We start from the raw sequence: 24,838 nt of genomic DNA, 5'->3' as shown, positions 1-24,838 counted from the left end.
GTATTACTCCTCTTCTTTAATTGCTGTAAACGTTTTTAATGCGTGTTGACTCAATAAGTGACCAGAATCAATATCAATCGCTTGGTTGAAATATTCGATTGCTTCATCTACGTCCTCATTTTTCATATATGTAGCAAGTCCTAAGTTATATATGGCGTCAACATGATTTGAATCGATAGATAGTACTATTTTTAATTGTTTAATAGCTTGATCAAACATTTCTAATTGACATAATACCAATCCGTATTGAAACTGTACTTCTGTATCTTGTTGGTGATCTTTTTCTGCAGCGGTCATTAAAAATGGTAATGCTTCTTTATGTGCATTTAATTGGTTAAAAGACATGCCTATCATGTAGTTGCAATCAACTGGTTCTATGTTGTACTTCATGGCTTGTTGATATAATTTAACCGCTTCTTTAAATCGATCTTGATTATAATAGACATTTCCTAAATTATAATAAATGGCGCCATTTTCAGGGTCAATTGTTATCGCTTTTTGGAAAAAGCGTTCAGATTTTTCAATTTCACCTGCATCAGCTAATACTATTCCAGCATTAATATAATTTTCTGTGACTGTTGGATCTTCTTCAATATTATCAAATAAAGCCTTTAACGCTTCCTCTAACTGACCCTCTTTGATAAATTGGTATATCGTTTTTTGATCAATCATACTTAATGAGACAACTCCTTATACCATTGTTGAATAACTATTGATACTTTCTTAGTTAAAATTGATGATTACCGTTCAAAATTAGTTTGAATATATTTTATCATGTTATGTATGAATTTTTAAAAGTATACTAAGTAACGTACATACTATTCTTTTAAAGATATATAATAAAAAAATTGCCGTTAATCCTAAAACCATGTCCATGAATTAACGGCAAAACTTTATACTACATAGCTTAATTGACCAGAATTTTTATAAACGTCATCAATAGTTGCGCCACCAAGACATACCTCATCATTATAAAACACAACTGCTTGACCAGGTGTAATCGCTCTAACTGGTTCATCAAATGTGACTCTGATTGCTTCATTATTCTCTCTTTGAACAAAAACTTTAGTATCTTTTTGGCGATATCTAAATTTAGCAGTACAATAGAAGCCCTTCTCTAAATCAACATCTTGTTCATTTACAAATGATACATCTGAGGCAATTAAATAATCACTATATAATGCGTCATGATGGAATCCTTGTTCAACATATAACACATTATCTTCTAAATTTTTACCTACTACAAACCATGGATCTCCATCTCCACCAATACCTAAACCATGTCTTTGGCCGATTGTGTAATACATTAAGCCACTATGCACACCCATTTTTTTACCATCAAGTGTGACCATATCACCTGATTGTGCTGGGAGATATTGTGATAAAAACGTCTTAAAGTTTCTTTCTCCAATAAAGCAAATACCTGTTGAATCTTTTTTCTTAGCTGTAGCTAAATCCTGTTCTTCAGCAATTTGACGAACACGTTTTTTGTCAATATCACCAATTGGGAACATGACTTTAGAAAGTTGCTGTTGTGAAAGTTGATTTAAAAAATACGTTTGGTCTTTATTGTTATCAATACCTCTCAACATTTCAACATGACCGTCTTCATGTCTTCTGATACGTGCATAATGTCCTGTTGCTACGTAATCAGCACCTAATTTTAAAGCATGTTCTAAAAATGCTTTAAATTTAATTTCTTTATTACACATGACGTCTGGATTTGGTGTACGACCTTTTTTATATTCGTCTAGAAAGTAAGTAAATACCTTATCCCAATATTCTTGTTCGAAGTTAACTGCGTAATATGGAATACCGATTTGGTTACAAACAGCTATAACATCATTATAATCTTCTGTAGCTGTACAAACGCCGTTTTCATCCGTATCATCCCAATTTTTCATGAAAATGCCAATCACATCATAGCCTTGCTCTTTTAATAGATGGGCTGTTACTGAACTATCGACACCACCTGACATACCTACGACTACACGCGTATCTTGATTTGTCACGACTATTCCTCCTTAAATTTATGATATATTTTATGAATTTCTGCAACTATATATTTAACTTCTTGTTCTGTAGTCATTTCATTAAAACTAAATCTCACTGAATGTTTAGCTCTTTCTTCATCTTCATACATAGCTGCTAACACATGTGAAGGTGTCGTTGACCCCGCTGTACAAGCAGAACCAGAAGATACATAGATTTGACTTAAATCGAGCAGTGTTAACATTGTTTCCACATCAATAAATGGAAAATATAAATTAATGATATGACCTGTTGTATCAACCATTGAACCATTAAGCTCAAATGGAATGGCACGTTCTTGCAAACTCACTAAAAATAATTCTTTTAAATTCATTAAATGTATATTATTTTCATCCCTATGTTGTTGAGCTAATTCAATCGCCTTAGCAAAGCCAACAATCTGGGCTAAGTTTTCTGTTCCTGCACGACGTTTTGTTTCTTGTTCACCACCAAGTTGAGTAAATTGGATTGGTGTGTTTTCTCTTACCAGTAAGGCACCAACACCCTTAGGACCGCCAAATTTATGACCAGTGACGCTCATTGTGTCAAATTTAAAATCATCAAAATCTATATCTAAATGACCAATGGCTTGCACTGCATCAACATGGAATAATGCATTCGTTGAGGTAACAATATCTTCAATATCATACATTTGTTGAACCGTTCCGACCTCATTGTTCACAAACATGATAGAAACAAGAATCGTTTTATCTGTAATAACTTCTTCTAATTGATCTAAATCAATAGCACCCGTATCATCTACATCTAGGTATGTTACATCATAACCTTCACGTTCTAATTGCTCAAACACATGCAATACAGAATGGTGTTCTATTTTAGTAGTGATTAAATGATTTCCAATATGTTCATTAGCTTTAACCAAACCTTTTATGGCAGTGTTATTAGATTCAGTAGCACCACTGGTAAAGATGACTTCTGATGGTTTAGCTCCTAAACATTTAGCCACAGTTCTACGAGATTCATCTAAATATTTACGTGCATCTCTTCCAATTGAATGGATTGAAGATGGGTTACCATAATGAGATTGATATATATCCATCATCGCCTCTACAACCTCAGCTTTAACTGGGGTTGTGGCAGCATAATCTGCATAAACTTCCATGTTTGACACTCCTCACAAAATTATCAATGTTCCTATAATAGCACCTAGAAACGTATTTTTCTACCTATCTGTTTGACAAATATAGTTAGTATAATTTTAACATTTTATTCTTATAGTTGATAATATGTATTAGTCTAAATCTTGAATTATAAACTTAACTAGCATTTTGTCATAATTTGAATAGTAGTATTGTTATGTGTAATGAGCAATTTAATATTTTATTGTGGAAATCATTGTTATACTTCATATACTATTTTTACTATGGAGGAAATTTTGCTATGAATAAACTAAAAGTATCAGCATTAAATTTAGTACCTATTAGAGAAGGACAAGATGATAGCGACGCTTTAAATGACATGATTGATTTAGCACAACATTTAGAACAAGTAGGTTATGAAAGATATTGGATTGCCGAGCACCATAATGCACCTAATTTAGTAAGTTCTGCGACTGCATTATTAATTCAACACACTCTAGAACATACAAAAACGATTAAAGTCGGTTCTGGTGGAATAATGTTGCCAAATCACGCGCCACTTATAGTAGCAGAACAATTTGGTACAATGGCTACTTTATTTCCTAACCGAGTAGATTTAGGTTTAGGTAGAGCACCAGGTACAGATATGATGACTGCAAGTGCATTGCGTAGAGACCAACACAATGGTGTTTATCAATTTCCAGATGAAGTAGATCAATTACAACAGTATTTCGGACCAGCAAACCAACAAAGTTATGTACGTGCCTATCCAGCTGTAGATAAACAAGTTCCATTATATATATTAGGTTCTTCAACTGATTCAGCACATGTGGCTGCTAGAAGAGGTTTACCATATGTTTTTGCTGGACATTTTGCACCACAACAAATGAAGGAAGCTATACAAATTTATAAAGAGTTATTTGAACCTTCAGATGTATTAAGTGAACCTTATGTTATTATAGGCTTAAATGTTATCGTTGCAGACACAGATGAAGAAGCAGAATATTTAGCTAGTTCAATGGCCCAAGTAATGGTAAGTATTACAAGAGGCAAAATGCAACCCGTACAGCCGCCAACAGATAAATTAGATCAAGTGTTAACGCCTAGGGAATTGGAGATGGCGAAGCAACGCATCAACACATCAATGATTGGTTCTGAAAGTACAGTTAAGCAAAAAATTAAAGATTTTATTGATTATTATGGAGATATCGATGAAATCATGGGTGTAAGCTATATTTATGATCAACAAAAGCAACATGAGTCATATCAAAAATTCAAACATATTATCGATACACTATAATTTATTTAATTCAATCATACTGAAACGTGATATTGGCGTTTCAGTATTTTTAATATAAAAAAGAGGTAGCGCTATTGCACTACCTCTTTACTTATAAGCAAACGATTATTTATCGTCTTTATCTTCTTTTTTATCTTTGTCACCTTTACCAGTATCAGTATACTCGTTAATTGTATCTTTAGCTTTGTTTACTTGCTCATTATCACTGTTTTTGAATTTTTCTGCTGCGTCTTTTGCTTTATCCATGAATCCCATAAATATAAGCTCCTTTCAGATTTAGAAATAATTTGTATTTGTTAAAACTTTAATTTTAACTTTATCACATCAATTACTTTGTGAATAAGATTAATTCAACAATTGTTATGATGTATATTCTATTCATACCACTTGGTTAAGGAAATAAACATATGTATCAAATAAAATTTAGAAACTTTATACTAAAAGCAATTTAGGATTTACGTATAGCACTATTCAAACGCTTGATAGCAGTGTTTGAGTAGGTAATCTAATCAATCTATTAAATTAAAAAAATATGGAAATTAATCCATACTTTTTCATAAAATATATATTCATTTTGTGTAAAACCTTATTCGAAAGGGACCTGCCCAACTTGCATTGCTTGTTGAAATTGGATTTACCAATTCCTCTTTGTTGGGGCCCTTGCCCTTCCTGCATTGCTTGCAGGTTTTCTTTTCGAAAACCTCAATGAAGGATCCCTTGCCCAACTTGCATTGCTTGTTGAAATTGGATTTACCAATTCCTCTTTGTTGGGGCCCTTGCCCTTCCTGCATTGCTTGCAGGTTTTCTTTTCGAAAACCTCAATGAAGGGTCCTTTGCCCAACTTGCATTGCTTGTTGAAATTGGATTTACCAATTCCTCTTTGTTGGGGCCCTTGCCCTTCTTGCATTGCTTGTAGGTTTTCTTTTCGAAAACCTCTATGAAGGGTCCCTATATATAAAACATGTATCCGTCTAGGTTTTGGTCTGTTTCTTTGTATTCTGCTAGGTATTGTAGTGTTGTGTTGTCGAGTACGTCTCTGACTGCGTCTCTCATTCTTAACCATAATTGTTTTTGAGCAGGTGGTTCGGACTCGATACTTTCTACGAAGGTAATGGGTCCTTCTAATAATCTGATAATATCACCAGCTGTAATTTCTTCAGCAGGTAATCTTAATTGGTACCCACCTTTTGCGCCACGAACGCTTCGAATTAATCCAGCATTTCTTAAGGGTCCAACAAGTTGTTCTAAATATAAATCACTTAAATTATTTTCTTCAGCTATTGTTTTTAATGAAACGCAACCCTGGCCTTCTCTTTTAGCAAGAGAAATCATTAAAGTTAAGCCATATCTCCCTTTTGTTGATATTTTCATTGTATAACCTCACTTAATTCGAATTATATATTCCCATTCTATCATTTTTTACGTTAAGATAATATAAGAAAGGTGTGACAAATGTGAATACTGAACCTTTAGCGTCTAGGATGAGACCAATAAATATAGATGAAATCATTTCACAACAACATTTGGTTGGTCCGACAGGTATTATTAGAAGAATGGTAGAAACTAAAAGACTTTCCTCTATGATATTTTATGGGCCACCTGGTATAGGTAAAACAAGTATTGCTAAAGCCATTGCAGGTAGTACTCAATATAAATTTAGACAACTCAATGCGGTAACGAATACTAAAAAAGATATGCAAATGGTAGTCGATGAAGCAAAAATGTCTGGACAAGTGATTTTGTTATTAGATGAAATTCACCGATTAGATAAAGCGAAACAAGACTTTTTATTACCCCATTTAGAAAATGGGAAAATTGTCTTAATTGGTGCAACAACTTCTAATCCTTATCATGCAATTAACCCAGCAATTCGCTCAAGAGCTCAAATCTTTGAGTTGTTCCCTTTAGATAATGACGATATTAGGTTAGCGCTAAATCGTGCTTTAGAAGACGAAGATCGTGGTCTTAATGCATATTCACCTAAAGTTGATGATGATGCTATGACTTATTTCTCAACTCAGAGTCAAGGTGATGTTAGAAGTGCTTTAAATGCTTTAGAACTTGCAGTTTTAAGTGCATCTGAAGAAAATGGACAACGTCACATTACATTGCAAGATGCTAAAGATTGCTTGCAAAAAGGGGCATTCGTTAGTGATAAAGATGGAGATATGCACTATGATGTCATGAGTGCTTTTCAAAAGTCTATTCGTGGCAGTGATGTCAATGCAGCACTGCATTATCTAGCTAGATTGATAGAAGCTGGTGATTTACCAACGATAGTCAGACGGTTACTCGTAATTAGTTATGAAGATGTAGGTTTAGCTTCACCAAATGCAGGACAACGTACTTTAGCTGCAATTCAATCTGCTGAAAGATTAGGTTTTCCTGAAGCAAGAATCCCATTAAGTCAAGCAGTTATTGAATTATGTTTATCACCTAAATCGAATTCAGGTATGTCAGCTATCGATAAAGCATTAAGTGACATAAGACAAGGAAAAGTAGGACAAATACCTGACTATTTAAAAGATGGTCATTATGCTGGAGCTAAAGAATTAGGTCGTGCTATTGGTTATAAATATCCACACAATTATGACAATGGTCATGTAGTTCAACAATATTTGCCTGATATACTTAAAAATCGAATTTATTATGAACCAAAAACGACGTCTAAAAGCGAACAACAATTTAAAACTATTTATGAAAATCTATTGAATAAGTCTAAATAAAAAAAAGATAGCTTGCCTATATGTAGCAATTACATTATAGACAAACTATCTTTTTTGTTTACAACTTAATTATTGACCTTTATCTTTAATACGACGAATCGGAATGTCTTTCAGAATATCGTTGATGACGTAACTTGAACAAATTAATCCAACCACACTTGGTACATATGCATTGGAAGATGGTGGCATTTGTCCTTTTCTATTAATAGCATTTTTGTCACCTACTGTTTCTTTTACATCTTCTCTAATTACAATTGGACTTTCATCTGAAAATACAACTTTAACCCCTTTTCGAATACCTACACGTTTTAATCTATTACGAATGACCTTAGCCATTGGATCAGTATGCGTTTTTGAGATATCTGCAATTTGGAATCGAGTAGGATCTATTTTGTTAGCTGCACCCATACTGGAAATCATATCGATACCACGTTCTAAGCATTCTTTCATTAAATGTACTTTATAAATAATGGTATCACTCGCATCTATAAAATAATCAATATCATAGTTATTAAATATCTCTTCGTATGTCTCTTCTGTATAAAACATATGTAAAGGCGTTACTTTACAGTCTGGATTAATTTGTTTAATTCTCTCTTCCATTAACGTCACTTTACTTTGTCCGATAGTAGAAGTTAAGGCATGTATTTGACGGTTAACATTTGTAATATCAACATCGTCTTTATCTATTAAAATGATATGACCTATATTCGTTCTAGCTAATGCTTCAGCAGCAAAAGATCCAACGCCACCGACACCTAACACAGCTACAGTTTTATTTTTTAATAAATCAAGTCCCTCTTGTCCGATTGCTAACTCATTTCTAGAAAATTGATGTTTCATTTTAATCTCCTTTAACTAAACAATCCAAATCAATATGTATTTTAAGTATAATTTTAATTTAAAAATAAAAATACGCAAGACCTAAGTCTTGCGTACCGATAGAGTCCGTAGATGCCGTAGTTATAAATAGCTTGATCATTCGGCCTGCTATATACAGGTGGGTGCCCTGTTTCATGTTTTGCAAGTCCTCCTATTGAGGCGTGTGCGCTGCATGAAAACCTATTGGGCTCCCTGATCAAAGAGTGTTAGGCCCAAATAAAAAGCAAACATACGAACATCACAGATGACTATCTTATGTCATTATAATACCATAAACTTCGAAAGAAAGGAATTAAACAACTTTGTATATTTTAATTCCTTTTTATTCAGACAATATTTAGACATAATCACAAGAAATTAGAGTTATTAGTAATTAATGTCTAATTCTTAACGATAATTCTTCTAATTGTTTTTCAGAAACTTCACCTGGCGCATCAGTTAATAAACAAGTAGCTGAAGCAGTTTTAGGGAATGCAATTGTATCTCTTAAGTTTGTACGGTTAGTTAATAACATCACTAATCTGTCTAATCCTAGTGCGATACCGCCATGTGGTGGTGCACCATATTTGAATGCATCTAATAAGAAACCAAATTGTTCTTGTGCTTGTTCTTTCGTAAATTCAAGTACTTCAAACATTTTTTCTTGTAATTCACCATTATGAATTCTGATTGAGCCCCCACCTAATTCATAACCATTTAATACGATATCATAGGCATTGGCTTGTGCATTTTCAGGCTCTGAATCTAATTTATCAATATCTTCTTTTTTAGGTGATGTGAATGGATGATGTGCAGCTACATAGCGTTTACTTTCGTCATCATATTCTAATAATGGCCAATCTGTTACCCATAAGAAGTTTAATTTAGATTCATCAATTAAGCCTAATTCTTTAGCTAGTTTAATACGTAATGCGCCTAAACTTTGTGCTACGACTTCTGGTTTATCAGCAACAAACATTACTAAATCACCAGCTGATGCCTCTGTTAATGTTTTTAATTGTTCAACATCTTTATCTTCAAAGAAGCGAGCAATTGGACCAGTTAAACCTTCATCAGTAACCTTAACCCACGCTAAACCTTTAGCTCCATATATATTTACAAATTCAGTTAACGCGTCCATGTCTTTACGTGTATATTGATCTGCTGCACCTTTAGCTATGATTGCTTTAATTTCTCCATTATTTTCAACTGTATCTTTGAATACTTTAAAGTCCATGTCATGACCTAATTGAGATACGTTTATTAATTCCATGTCAAAACGTGTATCAGGTTTGTCAGAACCATAACGACTCATTGCTTCAGCATAAGTCATTCGTGGGAATGGACCAGGTACATCAATACCTTTTACATCTTTAACAACTTTACGTAACATTTCTTCACCCATAGCCATAACATCTTCTTGGTCTACAAAGCTCATTTCAATATCGACTTGAGTAAATTCTGGTTGACGATCAGCACGTAAGTCTTCATCACGGAAACATTTAACGATTTGATAGTATTTATCAAATCCACTAATCATTAGCAATTGTTTAAATAATTGTGGTGATTGAGGCAATGCATAAAATTCACCATCATGAACACGTGAAGGTACTAAATAGTCTCTGGCCCCTTCAGGTGTTGATTTAGTTAATACTGGCGTTTCAATATCATAAAATCCATTATCATCTAAATATTGACGAATTGAACGTGTCGTTTGATGTCTCATTTTAAATGTTTGCGCCAGTTCTTGACGACGTAAATCTAAATATCTATATTTTAATCTTATATTTTCATCTACATTTGTATTTTCTTCATTTATTGAAAATGGTGGTGTTTCTGATTTATTGATAATTTCAATATTTGAAACTTGCACTTCTACTTGCCCTGTTTTAATTTTAGGATTAACCGTTTCAGCATCACGTTTAGTGACTACACCTTGAACTTCAACAATATATTCAGATCTTACAGTTTCAGCAATATTTAATGCTTCTTGTGAAAAATCTGGATTAAAAACAATTTGTACAATACCTTCTCTATCTCTTAAATCGATGAAAATTAATCCACCTAAGTCACGTCTGTTGTGTACCCAACCTTTTAACGTTACTTTTTCATTTAATAAATCTTCTGTAACTAAACCACAGTATGTCGTTCTTTTACTCATTTCAAAACTTCCTCTCTATTTGTGAAAATAATCAACTATTTGATTTAATTGAATTGATTCAGATTCACCAGTTTCCATATTTTTAATATCAATTTGATTGTTTTCTAATTCTTGATCACCAATTACGATAGTGTAGTTTGCATTTAGGCGATCTGCTTGTTTCATTTGACCTTTAATTTTTCTATTTAGATAATCTTTATCAGCTTTCACACCATTTTTACGTAATTCGTTAAGTAGTTTAACTGCATAACGATCTGCTTTTTCTCCCATAGTAACGATAAATAGGTCAAAATCATTTTTAATATCTAATTCAATACCTTCTTCTTCTAATGCTAACAATAATCTTTCGATGCTTAGTGCAAAGCCAATACCTGTTTGGCTAGGTCCATCTAACAATTCAAGTAAACCATTATAACGACCCCCACCACACAAGGTTGTTATTGCACCATCGTAATTTGGATTATCCATCATTAATTCAAATGCTGTATGTGTATAATAATCTAAACCACGAACAAGATTAGGATCTTCTACATAAGGAATTTCTAAATCATCTAAGTGTTTTTTCACCTGTTCGTAGTATGCTTTAGAATCTTCGTTTAAGAAATCTGTGATACGTGGTGCATTTTTGACAGCTTCTTTGTCTCTATCGACTTTGCAATCTAAAATTCTCATCGGATTAGTGTGTAGTCTAGATTGACAATCTTGGCAGAACTCATCAATCACTGGTTCAAAGTGTTTAACCAATGCTTCATTGTATTCTTTACGAGAATCACTATCTCCAATACTATTAATCACTAATTTTAAGTGTTTTAGCCCAAATGATTGATAGATATGCATTACCATCGCTAATACTTCAGCATCAATGCTTGGGTTTTCAGAACCAATAGCTTCAACACCAAATTGATTAAATTGACGATATCTACCTTTTTGTTTACGTTCATATCTAAACATTGGTCCATTATAATATAACTTTACTGGTTGATTTGGATTTCCTTGCATTTTATGTTCGATATATGATCGAACTACACCAGCAGTTCCTTCTGGTCTTAATGTAAGACTACGATCACCTTTATCTTTAAATGTATACATTTCCTTTTGAACTACATCTGTAGAATCACCAACACCTCTAGCAAAAAGTTCAGTACTCTCAAAAATAGGTGTTCGTATTTCTTGATAATTGTAAATTTCCATTAATTGATCTAATTTATTTTCAATGTATCGCCACTTGATTGAATCTTCTGGTAATATATCTTGCGTTCCTCTTGGAATTTTTATCATATTTTATCTCCTTTACTAATACTCAAGGCTTTTCATTTTTTATATTAAAAATGTGAATAAAAAAGCCCTTGCATAGCATTAAATGCTATACAAGGGACGAAAATCCGTGTTGCCACCCTAATTGATTTGGACATTATTAACATCACAAATCCACTCAAAACGTTTAACGTACGTTAGCCGGCTTTACTTTTGAATAAAGCACCTCTTCTTGTGTTCAAAGTAATAAACTACTCAGCGTAATCTTTCAGCCTCATGGATTACATTTCTACGTATATAAAAATATACTACCTCTTTCGTTTATTCTTTCAAGAATACAATCGGTTTACTATTTATAATTCACTTACAATGATAACGAGTTTTCATTTGATTTGCAAGTTCTATGATGAGAAATATTGTTTTAAGCCATCAACGATAGCTTCCTCCACAACTTGTCTATGTAGTTGGTCTCGTACCATCACTTCATCTGTAGGATTACTAATATAACCTAGTTCTAATAACACAGCTGGTATATTCGTTTGTCTCAAGACTTGATAATTTTGTTGTCTGGCTTCTTTATTTGTTAGGAGGGATTTCTTTTGGATGCTACTGCTTAGTGTTTGTGCTAATGCTTCTTGATTATCTTGTAACCAATACACTGTTACACCATTCGCATTTGGGGAATCTAGTGAGTCATTATGTATGCTTATAAAAGCGTCTCCTTTGATATTCCTATCATCCAAAGACACATATGTATCATGAGAACGCGTCATTTTAACATGAGCACCTTCTTTTTCAAGTAAAGTCTTTAATTCTTTTGCAGTTTTTAATGTATATACTTTTTCTAAACTCTTTGAGGACGTATTACTTGAAGCACCCTGATCACGTCCACCGTGACCAGGATCAAGTACAATTGTTTTACCTTTTAAAGGAGCGGATTTTTTAGAATTATCAGCATGGATATTTAAGTTAGTGTGCCATCCGGCAACCCAACCTTTTTCATCTCCAGCTTTATTCTTTACTTCAATCCACTTACCAGATTTATCAATCTTCTCGAAGGTATCTCCCTTTTCAATCTTATAAATAACTGGATAAGCTGCATTAGGTCCGGTTCTCAACTCAGCATTTTCAGTTATAGTGATTGTTCCATTATCTTCATCATTATAATTCAAAAACATAAATAATAAGATAAGAAATAGTACAAAACAAATAACTACGATTAATGTAAGTCGATTCATCAGACCATGTTTGGTTAACCATGTATTTATTTTATTCATATCATTTTGCCATCCTGACTCTCATAAATGATTGTTACAGGACCATCATTATGAATATCTACATTCATATGTGTACCAAATTCACCTGTTTTAACATTCAAACCATATGATCGAAGAGCTTCGTTAAAGGATTCATATAATTCATTAGCTGCCTCAGGTGGCATTGAATCAGAAAAACCAGGGCGATTACCTTTTTTCACATCAGCGTACAATGTAAATTGAGAAATTGATAGTATTTCTCCTTCAATTTGTTGAATATTATAATTCAATTTGTCATTTTCGTCTTCAAATAATCTTGCATTCGCGATTTTTTTAGCTATTGTTTGTACATCTGCTTCTGTAGAAGTTTTACCGATACCTACTAATAAACAATAGCCTTTTTGAATAGCATTATGAATGTTGTTATTTGAAACAGAAGCTTCTGAAACTCTTTGTACAACTACTCTCATTTTTCTTTGCACCTCTTAAGTTCTAGTTCCAAACTCTTGTAACAGTATATACATCACCTAACTGTTTGATTTTTTCAACCACACGGTATACATCGTTTACATTTTTTACCATGACACTAATATTAATGACAGCATTTTTATCGATATCGGATCGTCCTGATACTTTAATCAGACTTCCTGCTGTTGAATTTACAGCTTGTAGGACTTCGTTTAATAGTCCATTACGATCATATGCAGTGACTTCTAAATCTACTTGATAACGTTGTGTTGAGTCTTTAGATTTCACCCATTCAACCGATATTAAGCGTTCTGTCTCATTTTTTATATTAGGACAATCGGTTCTATGTACTTTTATACCATGACCTTTGGTGATATAACCTACAATATCATCACCGGGTATAGGATTACAACATTTTGATAGTTTAATCAGTACATTTTCTAAACCTTCTACGTATACACCACTATCAGTAATTATATCTTCTTTGATTGGAACTGATTTTGTCACTTCCTGCGCTTCATTTAAAGCTTTTTGCTTATCCAAAATTCTTTGGCGTTCAGTTAATTTATTAACGATTTGAATAGCAGTAACGCCACCGAAACCAACTGCAGCATATAAATCATCTTCGTTAGCAAAATGATATTTTTCATTAACGACATCAATATTTTTTTCAGTAAGTATATCGTCTACTCTGAAACCTTGTTCTTTAATTTCAGCTTCAACCATAAATTTACCTTTTTCAATATTTGAAGATCGATCTTGTTTTTTAAAGAAACTTTTAATTTTACTTTTCGCACTAGATGATTTAACGATTTTTAACCAATCTCTACTTGGTCCGTATGAATGTTTGCTCGTTCTTATTTCAATGATATCACCAGTTTGTAGAATATAATCAATAGGCACAATTTTACCGTTGACTTTAGCTCCTATCATCTTGTTACCAACTTCACTATGGATAGCATATGCAAAATCAATAGGTACAGCACCATATGGTAGCTCTATTACATCACTCGCTGGTGTAAATGCATATACTTTATCACTTTGTAAATCATACTTAAGTGATTCCATAAATTCTTGGGCATCTGAGGATGTATGGTCTGTTTCAGCTAAATCTTTTAACCAATTTAATTTATTTTGGAAATCTTGTGTTTTTTCGTTTACAGTTTTGCCTTCTTTATATGCCCAATGCGCAGCAACACCATGTTCTGCAATTTCATGCATTTCATACGTACGTATTTGAATTTCAAGTGGATCCCCGTTAGGGCCTACAACTGTTGTATGTAGTGATTGATACATATTTTGTTTCGGCATTGCAATATAGTCTTTAAAGCGGCCTGGCATCGGTTTCCATAATGTATGCACCAAACCTAATATCGCATAACAATCATTAATTGTATTAACGATGATTCTGATAGCAAGTAAATCAAATATTTGATCAAATTGCTTTTTCTGTTTCATCATCTTTCTATAAATACTATAGATGTGTTTTGGTCGACCATTTATTTCGCCAACAATATTCATTTTATCCATTTCTGTTTCTATCTGGCCAATAGCATTGTCAATATAAGCTTCACGTTCACTTCTTTTTTTCTTCATTAAATTGACAATACGGAAATATTGTACACTATCAATATATCTTAGTGCCGTGTCTTCTAATTCCCATTTTATAGTGTTGATACCAAGTCTATGTGCTAAAGGTGCATATATTTCTAACGTTTCTTTAGAAATACGTATTTGTTTCTCTCTAGGCATAGCTTTTAGTGTTCTCATATTATGTAATCGGTCAGCTAATTTAACTAAAATAACACGGACATCTTTAGCAATAGCAATAAATAATTTACGATGATTTTCAGCTTGTTGTTCTTCTTTCGAACGATACTTCACTTTTTTAAGTTTAGTAACACCGTCTACAATTCTTGCTACTTCTTCGTTAAACATATCTTTAACGTCATCAAATGTATATGCGGTATCTTCTATGACATCATGTAAAAAGCCTGCAACGATTGTGGGACCGTCTAAACGCATCTCAGTTAGAATGCCAGCTACTTGAATTGGATGCATAATATATGGCAAACCATTCTTCCTAAATTGTCCTTGGTGCGCTTCATATGCAATATGATAACTCTTTAAAACATATTGATATTCACTTTCACTTAAATAGGACTTTGCTTTGTAAAGCACCTCGTCAGCACTATAAGGATACTCGTTGTTCAATATATGACACCCCACTCATTGATTATACTTACATGTTTCAATTTATTTACATCTGTTATGTATTATTACCCAATATTTTAGAAGGTTTATAGACACTTTATAGTATTTTATTAGCTTATATACTCTATGCTATTTCAAAAATTTATAGATGTTTCAATGTGAAACCAATTTTAATTGTATTTAGTTTATCAAATTTTAATGACTCTGATAAGCTAGCTTTGATGAATTAAAATTAAATATTAGTTACATGATACTACAATTTTTGGAATAAATAAATGAATCACAATTAGATTGTAACTCTATCTATACTATTTTTTGTAAATAAAAACTAGTTCTCTATTTAAACTACATTAACACCATTATTGTTAATCAGTTTTGAGAACTAGCCCATATTGTCTTATTTTTTATTAGTTAAGTTTATTTGGAATACTATTCATCATAAGAAATTAAACTCATCACATCATAGTCTTTTATCTTTTCAATACCATTTAAATATTTTAATTCAATAATAAAAGCAATCCCTACAACGATACCGCCTAACTTTTCAACAAGTTTAATAGCCGCTTCAATTGTACCACCTGTCGCTAATAAATCGTCCGTGATTAATACACGTTGACCAGGTTTAATAGCATCTTTATGCATTGTTAAAACATTAGTGCCATATTCTAAATTATACTCGTATCTAATAACTTCACGAGGTAATTTACCTTCTTTACGTACAGGTGCAAACCCTATACCCATAGAATAAGCTACTGGGCAACCAATAATAAATCCTCGTGCTTCTGGTCCTACAACCACGTCGACATCTTTTTCTCTTGCATATTCAACAATTTGGTCTGTAGCATAGCCGTATGCTTCACCATTGTCCATAATTGTAGTGATATCTTTGAAGCTAACCCCTGGTTTTGGCCAGTCTTGTACCTCAGAAACGTATTGTTTTAAATCCATCTTATTATTTCCTCCTAATTACTATATCCCAATTGAGTTTTAATCCATAATTTTAAATGATTGAAATCATCATATAATAAAAGTTTTTCGACCTCTATTCTGGACAACCTAGCCTGATACAATTGACTTGTTTCAATATCTTGTTTACTTGGTTGACTCGCAATCGTTATTATACCATCATCTTCGTTAATAAATCCTAATTCTAAAAATACTTTTAGCATAAATTTTAATGAATTAGCTTTAATATTGAGAAAGTCACACAACATCATACCTTCAGTAGCTAAATTCATTTCCTTTTTATTAATTAATGCTTTATAACATTGTTTAAATAAATTGATACTTGGCATTCCTTCAAAATATATAGACATTTTATGTTGAAACACAAGATAAATTTGAGATATTTCTGTTTGTTGTAATGTACTTTTTAATTCATCAAGTGTATTCGGTAAATCTCTAAAAACAATTTTATCATATTCAGCAGGTATAACTTCTCCATAGTAGAACTCGTTTTCATTTGATTTTTGAACTTTAGAATGAATGACAAAAGCTGTTGTATGGTCATTATTTAAGAAATGTGTATTCTTACTTTTACTTCGATAATCTAATATCTGCATTGTATCCATAGCTATATCTTGAACAATGAACTGAGGTGTTTGATTGCCATTCCATTCATTTATTTGCAAGTTACCTATTAAGTTGACCGGTTGACCGTTATCTAATTGTGTTGCATATGCACCATTTTGCCAAAATAAAGCTGGTAAATTAGAATCACCTAATGTCATCTTCAAATGATTTTGTTCTTTACCTATGGCCTTTAATGAATTAATAGTCATATTTTGAATTTCGAATAATGGTGAATTAAAATCTGTGCCGAATGGTCGTAATTTATGAATATCTTTAATATTTTTAATCGTAATATCAGCTTCATTCAATAACACATCTATTTTTTTACTAGGATCAAGTGAGGTCGTTTCACTTAGTCTTGCCATCCATTCATTTAATCCATCTCGTAATGCCTCAACATTATCAATATCCATAGTCATTCCAGCTGCCATATGGTGCCCACCGAATTTACTAATTAAATCTTGATGTGCATTTAAAATTTCAAACATAGAAACTTGTTCAATTGATCTAGCAGAACCTTTAGCATGATTTTGTTCATAATCAATATTTAAAATTAATGTTGGTAAACTATATGTCTCCACGATTTTCGATGCTACAATTCCCAATACTCCTTCATGCCAATCTTCTTTGGCTAATAATAGAAATTGATGTCCTTGAGAAACATAATCCTCAGCCATTGCTAATGCTTCTTCTGTAATTTGAGCTACGATATCTTTACGCTCTTGGTTGAAATGCCCAACCTGTTCTGCTAAAAATTCAGCTTCATCTACACTATCAGACATTAATAATTCAGCAGCTAAAGATGCATCTTCTAATCGTCCAACTGCATTTAATCTAGGACCTATAATAAAACCTATTGTTTCTTCAGTAATTTCATCGTTATAACTAGCTTGATTTAGTAAAGCTTTAACGGCAACTGGACAACTGTCATTCATGACTTTTAAACCTTGTTGTACAATTGAACGATTTTCATCAGTTAAAGATACTAAGTCTGCAATCGTTCCTATAGCTGCATATGCTTTAAAATAATTTGGCACATTTTCTAATAATGCTTGCGCTAATTTATAGGCTACACCAGCACCACATAAATATTTAAAAGGATAATCAAATTCTGGATGCATGGGGTGTACAATTGCATACGCTTCAGGTAACGTTCTGCCAATTTCGTGGTGATCAGTGACAATAACATCTACACCTAAATCTTGAGCCATTTTAATTTCAGCATGCCCTTGTATACCATTATCTACAGTAATGATTAATGAAATTTCTTCATCATAAGCATTTTGAAATGCCAATTCATTCGGCCCATACCCTTCTGTAAAACGGTTCGGTATATACCATCCAACTTGAGCCCCTAATTTTTGTAAAGTATGTACTAATATTGTCGTTGATGTCACACCATCAGCATCGTAATCACCATATACTAATATACGTTCGTTTTTATCTATAGCTTGATTTATACGTTCTATCGTCTTATCAATGTCGCTAAGTAAAGAACAATCATGATTGATATCAACGCCATTTAAAATACGTTGTATGTCTTCTTCTTCAATAATATGTTTACTTTCTAATATCTTTTTGATGATAGGAGATAGTTTTAAGCGTTGAGCTATACTATCTGATATATATTCAGTTGGGTTATTTAAATTCCAATTATATTTAGATTTAATCATAAGTAACCTTCCTCATTTCCAAATGCCATTATATCGAAAATCGAAAAAAATAAAAAGGTTGAGCACTTTGTTGCAAAATCTTTTAAAGATATTACAACATCAATGCTCAACCTTATATTGATTAAACTACGATTTTTTCGTCATTTGATTTTTTCTCTTTGAATACAACTAATTTATGATTAGATGATTTTTTCAATTGACGTTTCTTCATAATTCCCCATAATGGGACGGCTATAAAGACTGAAGAGAACACGCCTGAAATTAATCCGATTAATAAAGCTAATGAGAAGTTGAAAATTGTTGGTGCACCAAATAATAGGATTGCAACAACTACGACAACAACTGTTAAAACTGTATTAATAGAACGTGTCATTGTTTGTCTAATTGATCTGTTAACGATGTCATCAATTTGTTCAGTTGATGTAATCACTTTAATCTTATGCAAGTTTTCTCGAACACGGTCAAATGTAACGATGGTATCGTTAATAGAATAACCAACAATCGTTAAGATTGCAGCGATAAATGTTAAATCAACTTCTAAACGAAGTAAACTGAACACAGCGACTATAATGAATACGTCGTGTAATAAAGCTAAGACAGAGGATAATCCCATTCTCCATTCGAAACGTAATGATACGTAGATAATAATACCTAATGCTGCATATACTAACGCAAGCATTGCGTTTTTAGCTAATTCTTGTCCAATTAATGGTGAAACTGTATTAATTTGTGGTGAGTTACCAAATTCAGATTTCATTTTATCACTTAGTTGATTATCTTTAGCTTGTGATAAATCTTGTTTAAATTGAACAGTAGCGTTTTTATTACCTGAACCATTTATTTGAATTTGATCTGGTTCTAATCCAACATCTTTCACTACTTTTTCAACTTTAGATTGAGAAAGTGCTTCTTTAGATTGTAAGTCTACTCGCGTACCAGCAGAGAAATCTATACCTAAATTCAATTTGAAAATGTAAAGAATGACTAGTCCTACTACAACAATTAAAATACTCAATGAAATTAATGGTTTAGCTAATTTAACGAAATTCCATTTTTCAAATGATGTTTTTAAGTCATGGACGTCCTTACCTTCGCTAATATCATGTCTATCTGCTTTTTTAACACCAAATAACCAATATTTTTTCTTAAATAAATTAGAATAAACTAGTAATGATAATAATAATCTAGATAAGAACACTGCAGTTACAAATATCATTAAAATACCTAATAACAACATTGTTGCGAAACCTTTTACTGAGCTTTCACCAAAGAAGAACAGTACTGCAGCAGCGATCACGGTTGTTAAGTTGGAGTCAAAGATTGTTAAGAATGAACTTTTATTGGCTTTAGAATAAGCCTGTTTAAGCGTCCTACCAATTCTCAACTCATCTTTAATCCGTTCATACATTATGATGTTGGCATCTACTGCCATACCTACACCTAATACTAAGGCAGCTAAACCAGGTAATGTAAGTACACCTGAAATAAAGTTAAAGGCTACAAGCGTTATATATATATATGTTGTTAATGCGATGATGGCTACAAGTCCTGGTAATCTGTAGAAACCTAACATAAATAGATAGATTACAGCTACACCTAGAACTGATGCAAAGATTGTTTTATCTAGTGCATCTTGACCAAATTCAGCACCAACTGAGTTTGAATAAATTTCTTTAAGATCTACCGGTAAAGAACCAGCGTTTAATAATTCAGCAATTTGTTTTGCTTTTTTAACGCCTTCTTGACCATGGAATCCACCAGAAATTTCTACACTATCTGAATTGATTGGTTGATCAACGTTTGCTGCAGAAACGAACTTAGGATCTTTTTTGTTTGCTTCTTTCTTATAGCTGTCGCCTTTTTTGAAATCTAACCAAACAACCATTACGTTATTTTGCTTTTTAGATATTTCTTCAGTTACTTTTTTAAATTTATTTTTATCTTTTACTTTAAATGTAACTGTTGGATCATTCGTATTTTGTTTAAATTCTTGCTTCGCTGATCCTTGTTTAATATCTGCACCACTTAATTTAACTTTGTCGTCCGCATCACGAATAGTTAAATTAGCTTGTGATGATAAAATCTTTCTTGCCTCTTTCTGATCTTTAACACCAGCAAGTTGAACCCTAATTCTATTTGGATCTTCAACTTGTATTTTAGGTTCAGAAACACCTAATACGTTAACACGATTTTCTAGTGTTTGCGCTGTAGATTGCAACGCATTTTTATCAATTTTATCACCTTTATGTAATGGGTCAACTTGATAAAGCACTTCGAATCCGCCCTGTAAATCAAGGCCTAAGTTAACATTCTTAATCACATTCTTATATGTAAGACCCATACCTGCGAACAGAAGGATCACCAGTAGTAAGAATGCAATCAATCTACTACTTTTCTTCACATGAACACCTCATTATTTACTTATGATACTAGAATACTCGATTAATCCTTATATTTGCAAGTCAGAGTAAAATGAATAACTCCTACGACCTATCTATATTAACATACTACACTTTATAGTGAAATTATTGAAAACTTTTTTCAATTAAATTAATGCATATCCATAACTAAAAATAGTGATATTAAGTCATCTCTAGCATCATTTATTTATATAAAACGGTCTTTATAATGATAAAGAACATAAAATTAAACTTAAAGTCAAATAGTCACGTGAATTAATCTTCATGTAAATATAAATGAAGCCTGAGACATTAATGCCCCAGGCTTCAATAACATACTATTATGAAGGATCTACTTGTTTAATAGCTGGTTTTTCAAAAGTCATTTCTGTACCGTGTCCATTAACAGTCACAACTACTGTTGTTTCATCAACGGCTTTAACTGTACCTTTAATACCACCAATTGTAGTAATTTTTTGTCCAGCTTCTACACGACTTATCATTTCACGATGCTCTTTGGCACGTTTTTGTTGTGGTCTAATTAAGAAGAAATACATTAGAACCAACAATAAGATCGGTAATATCAATGATGTAAATTGCATGTTACATTCTCCTCTTTAAAAGTTTTTAGGGTTATCTACATTTAATCCATACTGTTCGAAGAATTCAGCTTTAAAATCTAAAAGTCTATCTTCTCGAATGGCTTGTCTAATATCTTCCATTAATTTTAGCAGAAAATGTAAATTATGAATAGTAGTAAGACGGATACCAAAGGTTTCTTCTGCTTTGATCAAGTGTCTAATGTATGCTCTAGAATAATTTTTACATGTATAGCAATCACAATTTTCATCTAATGGTCTTAAATCATCAGCGAACTTGGCGTTTTTGATTACTAAACGTCCATTAGAAGTCATACATGTACCATTTCTAGCAATACGAGTAGGTAATACACAATCAAACATATCCATACCTCGGATGCTACATTCGATTAATGCATCAGGAGATCCAACACCCATTAAATATCTAGGTTTATCTTTCGGCATAAATTGTTCTGTATGTTCTACCATTTCGTACATTACCGGTTTAGGCTCTCCTACTGAAAGTCCACCAATTGCATATCCAGGAAAATCTAATTCAACAAGCTCTTTCGCACTTTGTTCACGTAAATCTTTATATTCGCCACCTTGAATAATACCAAACAACGCTTGATCTTCAGGACGGGCATGTGCTTTTAAACATCTTTCTGCCCAACGAGTTGTTCTATCAATTGAATCTTTGACATACTTATATTCAGAAGGCATAGGTGGACATTCATCAAATGCCATCATAATGTCTGAACCTAAATCATTTTGTATTTCCATTGATTTCTCTGGACTCAAAAATAATTTTGAACCATTCGTATGATGTCTAAATTCGACACCTTCTTCTGAGATTTTACGTAGATTACTTAAACTAAAAACTTGGAACCCTCCTGAATCGGTAAGAATAGGTCCGTTCCAATTCATGAATTTATGCAGTCCCCCAGCGTGTTTGATAATATCATTTCCAGGTTGTAACCACAAATGATACGTATTTCCCAAAATGATCTTAGCCTCAATCTGACGCAATTCTTCAGGACTCATTGTTTTAACTGTTGCTTTAGTTCCAACTGGCATAAACATTGGTGTTTCAAATGAACCATGTGGTGTATGTACAATTCCTAAACGTGCACCTGATTGTTTACAAGTTTTAATATGTTCATATGTTACTGCAGGCATATTTAAAATCCTCACATTCTTTTATATAATTAACATCGCATCTCCAAAACTAAAGAATCTATACTCCATTTCAACAGCTTTTTGATATGCATTTAAAATATATTCTCTACTACTAAACGCTGACACTAACATTACTAAGGTTGATTTAGGAAGATGGAAGTTAGTAATCAAACCATCGATAGCTTTATATTCAAAACCTGGATAGATAAAGATATCTGTCCATCCACTTTTCTCAACAAATTCAGAATGATCTCTGCGTATTGTTTCAAGTGTTCTAGTTGATGTCGTACCCACTGAAATAATTCGATGACCTTTTTTTCTAGTTTCATTTAATAAATCTGCAGTTTCTTGCGTCATCTGATAGTATTCACTATGCATCTCATGATCATCAATATTATCTACACTTACTGGTCTAAATGTACCAAGACCAACATGCAATGTAATAAAGGCGATATTCACACCTTTAGCTTTAATTGACTCTAGAAGTTCATCTGTAAAATGTAGTCCTGCAGTTGGTGCGGCAGCAGATCCGCTTTCTTTAGCATAAACAGTTTGATAACGATCAGGGTCATCTAGTCTTTCTTTAATATATGGTGGTAACGGCATCTCACCTAGTTCATCAAGACGTTCTTGGAGTATACCCTCATAGTGCAAGCGCATAATTCTACCGCCTTGATCTAACTCCTCAATACATTCAGCGATTATTTTTCCATCACCGAAATTCAATTGATTCCCTACTTTAATACGTTTAGCCGGCTTTAACAATACTTCCCAGTCATTGCCTTCAATTTGAGTCAACATAAGCATCTCAACTTTAGCACCAGTTTCTTCTTTTAATCCAAAAAGTCTTGCTGGCATTACTCTAGTATCGTTTAAAACTAACGTATCACCAGGATTAAAATAATTAATAACATCTTTAAAATGTAGATGTTCCATATTTCCGTTTTTTCTATTTAATACTAACAATCTACTTTGGTCTCTATTTTTTAAAGGTGTTTGAGCTATTAGAGATTCAGGTAAATCATAGTCAAAATCTTCAATATTCAACTTACTCCCTCATTTCATTAGAATTGCTAAAATGTTTATGCGCTAATGGTGTTGCTTTTCTACCTCTAGGTGTACGTTCTAAGAAACCTTTTTGAATCAAGAAGGGTTCGTAAACGTCTTCAATAGTTATACGTTCTTCACCAATAGACACCGCAATTGTATCAAGCCCAACAGGTCCACCTTTATATTGATTCAATATACAATTCATCATTTTATGATCAATATAATCTAAACCATAATCGTCAACTTGTAATAGTTTTAATGCACGTTTCGTAGTTTCAATATAGATTTGATCATCTTCATTAACTTGTTGAAAATCTCTCACTCTCTTTAATAAACGATTCGCAACACGCGGCGTTCCTCTAGAACGTTTTGCTAATTCTATAGCACTTTCTTCATCTATATCTGTTCCTAGTACTTCCGCAGTTCTTATTATAATTTCTTTTAAATCTGCTTCATTATAATATTCAAGTCGCAAGTGGACGCCAAATCGATCTCTTAAAGGGCCAGTTAAACTACCTGCACGTGTTGTAGCACCAACAAGTGTAAAAGGTGGTAAATCAATACGAATGCTTCGTGCTTCATCACCTTTACCTATAATGATATCTAAGAAAAAATCTTCCATCGCAGGATATAATACTTCTTCAACAACACTACTTAAACGATGTATTTCATCAATAAACAACACATCTCCTGGTTGTAATCCTGATAAAATGGCTGCTAAATCTCCAGGGCGCTCTAATGAAGGTCCAGATACTGTTCTAATATTAACATCCATTTCATTAGCTATAATATTAGACAAAGTTGTTTTACCTAATCCAGGGGGACCATATAAGAGAACGTGATCTAAAGGTTCTTCTCTTAATTTAGCTGCTTTAATGAATACTTCTAAATTGCTTTTAATGGAAGATTGACCAATGTACTGTTTTAATTTAGTAGGTCGTAATGATAATTCGAAGTCAGATTCTTCATTATGTGCAGATTGATCTACCATTCTTTCATCCATAATATCTCCCCCT

The 24,838-nt window shown here is 32.7% G+C and carries 20 protein-coding genes and 1 other RNA gene; 2 read left to right on the top strand and 19 right to left on the bottom strand.

The window, feature by feature from the left end; all coding sequences use genetic code 11:
* Positions 1–3 precede the first annotated feature (3 nt).
* The 3 genes from LPC11_RS05980 to LPC11_RS05970 all read right to left on the bottom strand — a co-directional run bounded on the left by LPC11_RS05980 (position 4) and on the right by LPC11_RS05970 (position 3,154).
* Positions 4–672: a tetratricopeptide repeat protein gene (locus LPC11_RS05980; protein ID WP_023372767.1), complete on the bottom strand. Its 669-nt coding sequence runs from the start codon at positions 670–672 to the stop codon at positions 4–6.
* A gap of 221 nt (positions 673–893) precedes the next feature.
* Complete coding sequence (mnmA, locus tag LPC11_RS05975) at positions 894–2,012, bottom strand: tRNA 2-thiouridine(34) synthase MnmA (protein WP_015364942.1); 1,119 nt, start codon at positions 2,010–2,012, stop codon at positions 894–896.
* A 2-nt stretch (positions 2,013–2,014) separates the two neighbouring features.
* The gene (locus tag LPC11_RS05970) at positions 2,015–3,154 is read right to left on the bottom strand and encodes a cysteine desulfurase family protein (protein ID WP_023372771.1); all 1,140 of its coding nucleotides are present in this window, start codon (positions 3,152–3,154) and stop codon (positions 2,015–2,017) included.
* A gap of 278 nt (positions 3,155–3,432) precedes the next feature.
* Here LPC11_RS05970 and LPC11_RS05965 point away from each other — a divergent pair, with 278 nt between their 5' ends.
* Positions 3,433–4,431, top strand: coding sequence for an LLM class flavin-dependent oxidoreductase (locus tag LPC11_RS05965; RefSeq protein WP_023372773.1), 999 nt, complete (start codon positions 3,433–3,435; stop codon positions 4,429–4,431).
* A gap of 105 nt (positions 4,432–4,536) precedes the next feature.
* Here the strand turns inward: LPC11_RS05965 and LPC11_RS05960 are convergent, their stop codons facing one another.
* A complete protein-coding gene (locus tag LPC11_RS05960; protein ID WP_002451815.1) occupies positions 4,537–4,686 on the bottom strand; it encodes an SAS049 family protein in 150 nt (49 codons plus the stop codon).
* 693 nt (positions 4,687–5,379) lie between these two features.
* Positions 5,380–5,802 (bottom strand): cysteine metabolism transcriptional regulator CymR, encoded by a 423-nt coding sequence (gene cymR, locus LPC11_RS05955; RefSeq protein WP_002467514.1) that lies wholly within the window; start codon positions 5,800–5,802, stop codon positions 5,380–5,382.
* A gap of 83 nt (positions 5,803–5,885) precedes the next feature.
* On the opposite strand from cymR, the gene LPC11_RS05950 reads away from it, so the two are divergent.
* Positions 5,886–7,157: a replication-associated recombination protein A gene (locus LPC11_RS05950; protein ID WP_164967147.1), complete on the top strand. Its 1,272-nt coding sequence runs from the start codon at positions 5,886–5,888 to the stop codon at positions 7,155–7,157.
* 69 nt (positions 7,158–7,226) lie between these two features.
* Here LPC11_RS05950 and LPC11_RS05945 read toward each other — a convergent pair whose 3' ends face one another.
* The 14 genes from LPC11_RS05945 to ruvB form a co-directional block, all read right to left on the bottom strand.
* Positions 7,227–8,000, bottom strand: coding sequence for a tRNA threonylcarbamoyladenosine dehydratase (locus LPC11_RS05945; protein ID WP_015364938.1), 774 nt, complete (start codon positions 7,998–8,000; stop codon positions 7,227–7,229).
* Positions 8,001–8,098: 98 nt separating this feature from the next.
* A non-coding RNA gene (gene ssrS / locus LPC11_RS05940) (6S RNA) lies at positions 8,099–8,289 on the bottom strand.
* A gap of 123 nt (positions 8,290–8,412) precedes the next feature.
* On the bottom strand, positions 8,413–10,179 hold the full coding sequence (gene aspS, locus LPC11_RS05935) for an aspartate--tRNA ligase (RefSeq protein WP_231307384.1): 1,767 nt from the start codon (positions 10,177–10,179) through the stop codon (positions 8,413–8,415).
* A 15-nt stretch (positions 10,180–10,194) separates the two neighbouring features.
* Positions 10,195–11,457, bottom strand: a complete 1,263-nt coding sequence (hisS, locus tag LPC11_RS05930; protein WP_023372780.1) for a histidine--tRNA ligase — start codon at positions 11,455–11,457, stop codon at positions 10,195–10,197.
* A 377-nt stretch (positions 11,458–11,834) separates the two neighbouring features.
* Positions 11,835–12,710, bottom strand: a complete 876-nt coding sequence (locus LPC11_RS05925; RefSeq protein WP_023372782.1) for an N-acetylmuramoyl-L-alanine amidase family protein — start codon at positions 12,708–12,710, stop codon at positions 11,835–11,837.
* Positions 12,707–13,159 (bottom strand): D-aminoacyl-tRNA deacylase, encoded by a 453-nt coding sequence (dtd, locus tag LPC11_RS05920; RefSeq protein ID WP_023372784.1) that lies wholly within the window; start codon positions 13,157–13,159, stop codon positions 12,707–12,709. Before dtd ends, LPC11_RS05925 begins: the two co-directional genes overlap by 4 nt.
* A 22-nt stretch (positions 13,160–13,181) precedes the next feature.
* On the bottom strand, positions 13,182–15,371 hold the full coding sequence (locus LPC11_RS05915) for a RelA/SpoT family protein (protein WP_041613578.1): 2,190 nt from the start codon (positions 15,369–15,371) through the stop codon (positions 13,182–13,184).
* A 429-nt stretch (positions 15,372–15,800) separates the two neighbouring features.
* Positions 15,801–16,319, bottom strand: coding sequence for an adenine phosphoribosyltransferase (locus LPC11_RS05910; protein ID WP_002467522.1), 519 nt, complete (start codon positions 16,317–16,319; stop codon positions 15,801–15,803).
* A 14-nt stretch (positions 16,320–16,333) separates the two neighbouring features.
* Positions 16,334–18,616: a single-stranded-DNA-specific exonuclease RecJ gene (gene recJ / locus LPC11_RS05905; protein WP_231307383.1), complete on the bottom strand. Its 2,283-nt coding sequence runs from the start codon at positions 18,614–18,616 to the stop codon at positions 16,334–16,336.
* Between the two features lie 121 nt (positions 18,617–18,737).
* Entirely contained in the window at positions 18,738–21,017 is a 2,280-nt protein-coding gene (gene secDF, locus LPC11_RS05900; RefSeq protein ID WP_023372790.1) for a protein translocase subunit SecDF, read from the bottom strand.
* Between the two features lie 339 nt (positions 21,018–21,356).
* Complete coding sequence (gene yajC / locus LPC11_RS05895; protein WP_002451803.1) at positions 21,357–21,617, bottom strand: preprotein translocase subunit YajC; 261 nt, start codon at positions 21,615–21,617, stop codon at positions 21,357–21,359.
* Positions 21,618–21,632: 15 nt separating this feature from the next.
* Complete coding sequence (tgt, locus tag LPC11_RS05890; RefSeq protein ID WP_023372792.1) at positions 21,633–22,772, bottom strand: tRNA guanosine(34) transglycosylase Tgt; 1,140 nt, start codon at positions 22,770–22,772, stop codon at positions 21,633–21,635.
* 21 nt (positions 22,773–22,793) lie between these two features.
* Positions 22,794–23,819: a tRNA preQ1(34) S-adenosylmethionine ribosyltransferase-isomerase QueA gene (gene queA / locus LPC11_RS05885; protein ID WP_023372794.1), complete on the bottom strand. Its 1,026-nt coding sequence runs from the start codon at positions 23,817–23,819 to the stop codon at positions 22,794–22,796.
* Between the two features lies 1 nt (position 23,820).
* On the bottom strand, positions 23,821–24,825 hold the full coding sequence (gene ruvB / locus LPC11_RS05880; protein ID WP_023372796.1) for a Holliday junction branch migration DNA helicase RuvB: 1,005 nt from the start codon (positions 24,823–24,825) through the stop codon (positions 23,821–23,823).
* Positions 24,826–24,838: the final 13 nt, after the last annotated feature.

Origin of the sequence: Staphylococcus sp. HL28 (assembly GCF_021117155.1) — a bacterium.
GTDB lineage: Bacteria > Bacillota > Bacilli > Staphylococcales > Staphylococcaceae > Staphylococcus > Staphylococcus warneri.
This window is presented reverse-complemented; position numbering and strand designations above follow the sequence as displayed.

Bases quoted from the DNA above. Each gene is read 5' to 3' on its own strand.
- LPC11_RS05910 (WP_002467522.1), bottom strand. From the start codon at position 16,319: ATGGATTTAAAACAATACGTTTCTGAGGTACAAGACTGGCCAAAACCA.
- hisS (WP_023372780.1), bottom strand. From the start codon at position 11,457: ATGATAAAAATTCCAAGAGGAACGCAAGATATATTACCAGAAGATTCA.
- cymR (WP_002467514.1), bottom strand. From the start codon at position 5,802: ATGAAAATATCAACAAAAGGGAGATATGGCTTAACTTTAATGATTTCT.
- LPC11_RS05945 (WP_015364938.1), bottom strand. From the start codon at position 8,000: ATGAAACATCAATTTTCTAGAAATGAGTTAGCAATCGGACAAGAGGGA.
- LPC11_RS05925 (WP_023372782.1), bottom strand. From the start codon at position 12,710: ATGAATAAAATAAATACATGGTTAACCAAACATGGTCTGATGAATCGA.
- dtd (WP_023372784.1), bottom strand. From the start codon at position 13,159: ATGAGAGTAGTTGTACAAAGAGTTTCAGAAGCTTCTGTTTCAAATAAC.
- tgt (WP_023372792.1), bottom strand. From the start codon at position 22,772: ATGCCTGCAGTAACATATGAACATATTAAAACTTGTAAACAATCAGGT.
- LPC11_RS05965 (WP_023372773.1), top strand. From the start codon at position 3,433: ATGAATAAACTAAAAGTATCAGCATTAAATTTAGTACCTATTAGAGAA.
- LPC11_RS05960 (WP_002451815.1), bottom strand. From the start codon at position 4,686: ATGGGATTCATGGATAAAGCAAAAGACGCAGCAGAAAAATTCAAAAAC.
- aspS (WP_231307384.1), bottom strand. From the start codon at position 10,179: ATGAGTAAAAGAACGACATACTGTGGTTTAGTTACAGAAGATTTATTA.
- yajC (WP_002451803.1), bottom strand. From the start codon at position 21,617: ATGCAATTTACATCATTGATATTACCGATCTTATTGTTGGTTCTAATG.
- recJ (WP_231307383.1), bottom strand. From the start codon at position 18,616: ATGATTAAATCTAAATATAATTGGAATTTAAATAACCCAACTGAATAT.
- LPC11_RS05980 (WP_023372767.1), bottom strand. From the start codon at position 672: ATGATTGATCAAAAAACGATATACCAATTTATCAAAGAGGGTCAGTTA.
- ruvB (WP_023372796.1), bottom strand. From the start codon at position 24,825: ATGGATGAAAGAATGGTAGATCAATCTGCACATAATGAAGAATCTGAC.
- LPC11_RS05970 (WP_023372771.1), bottom strand. From the start codon at position 3,154: ATGGAAGTTTATGCAGATTATGCTGCCACAACCCCAGTTAAAGCTGAG.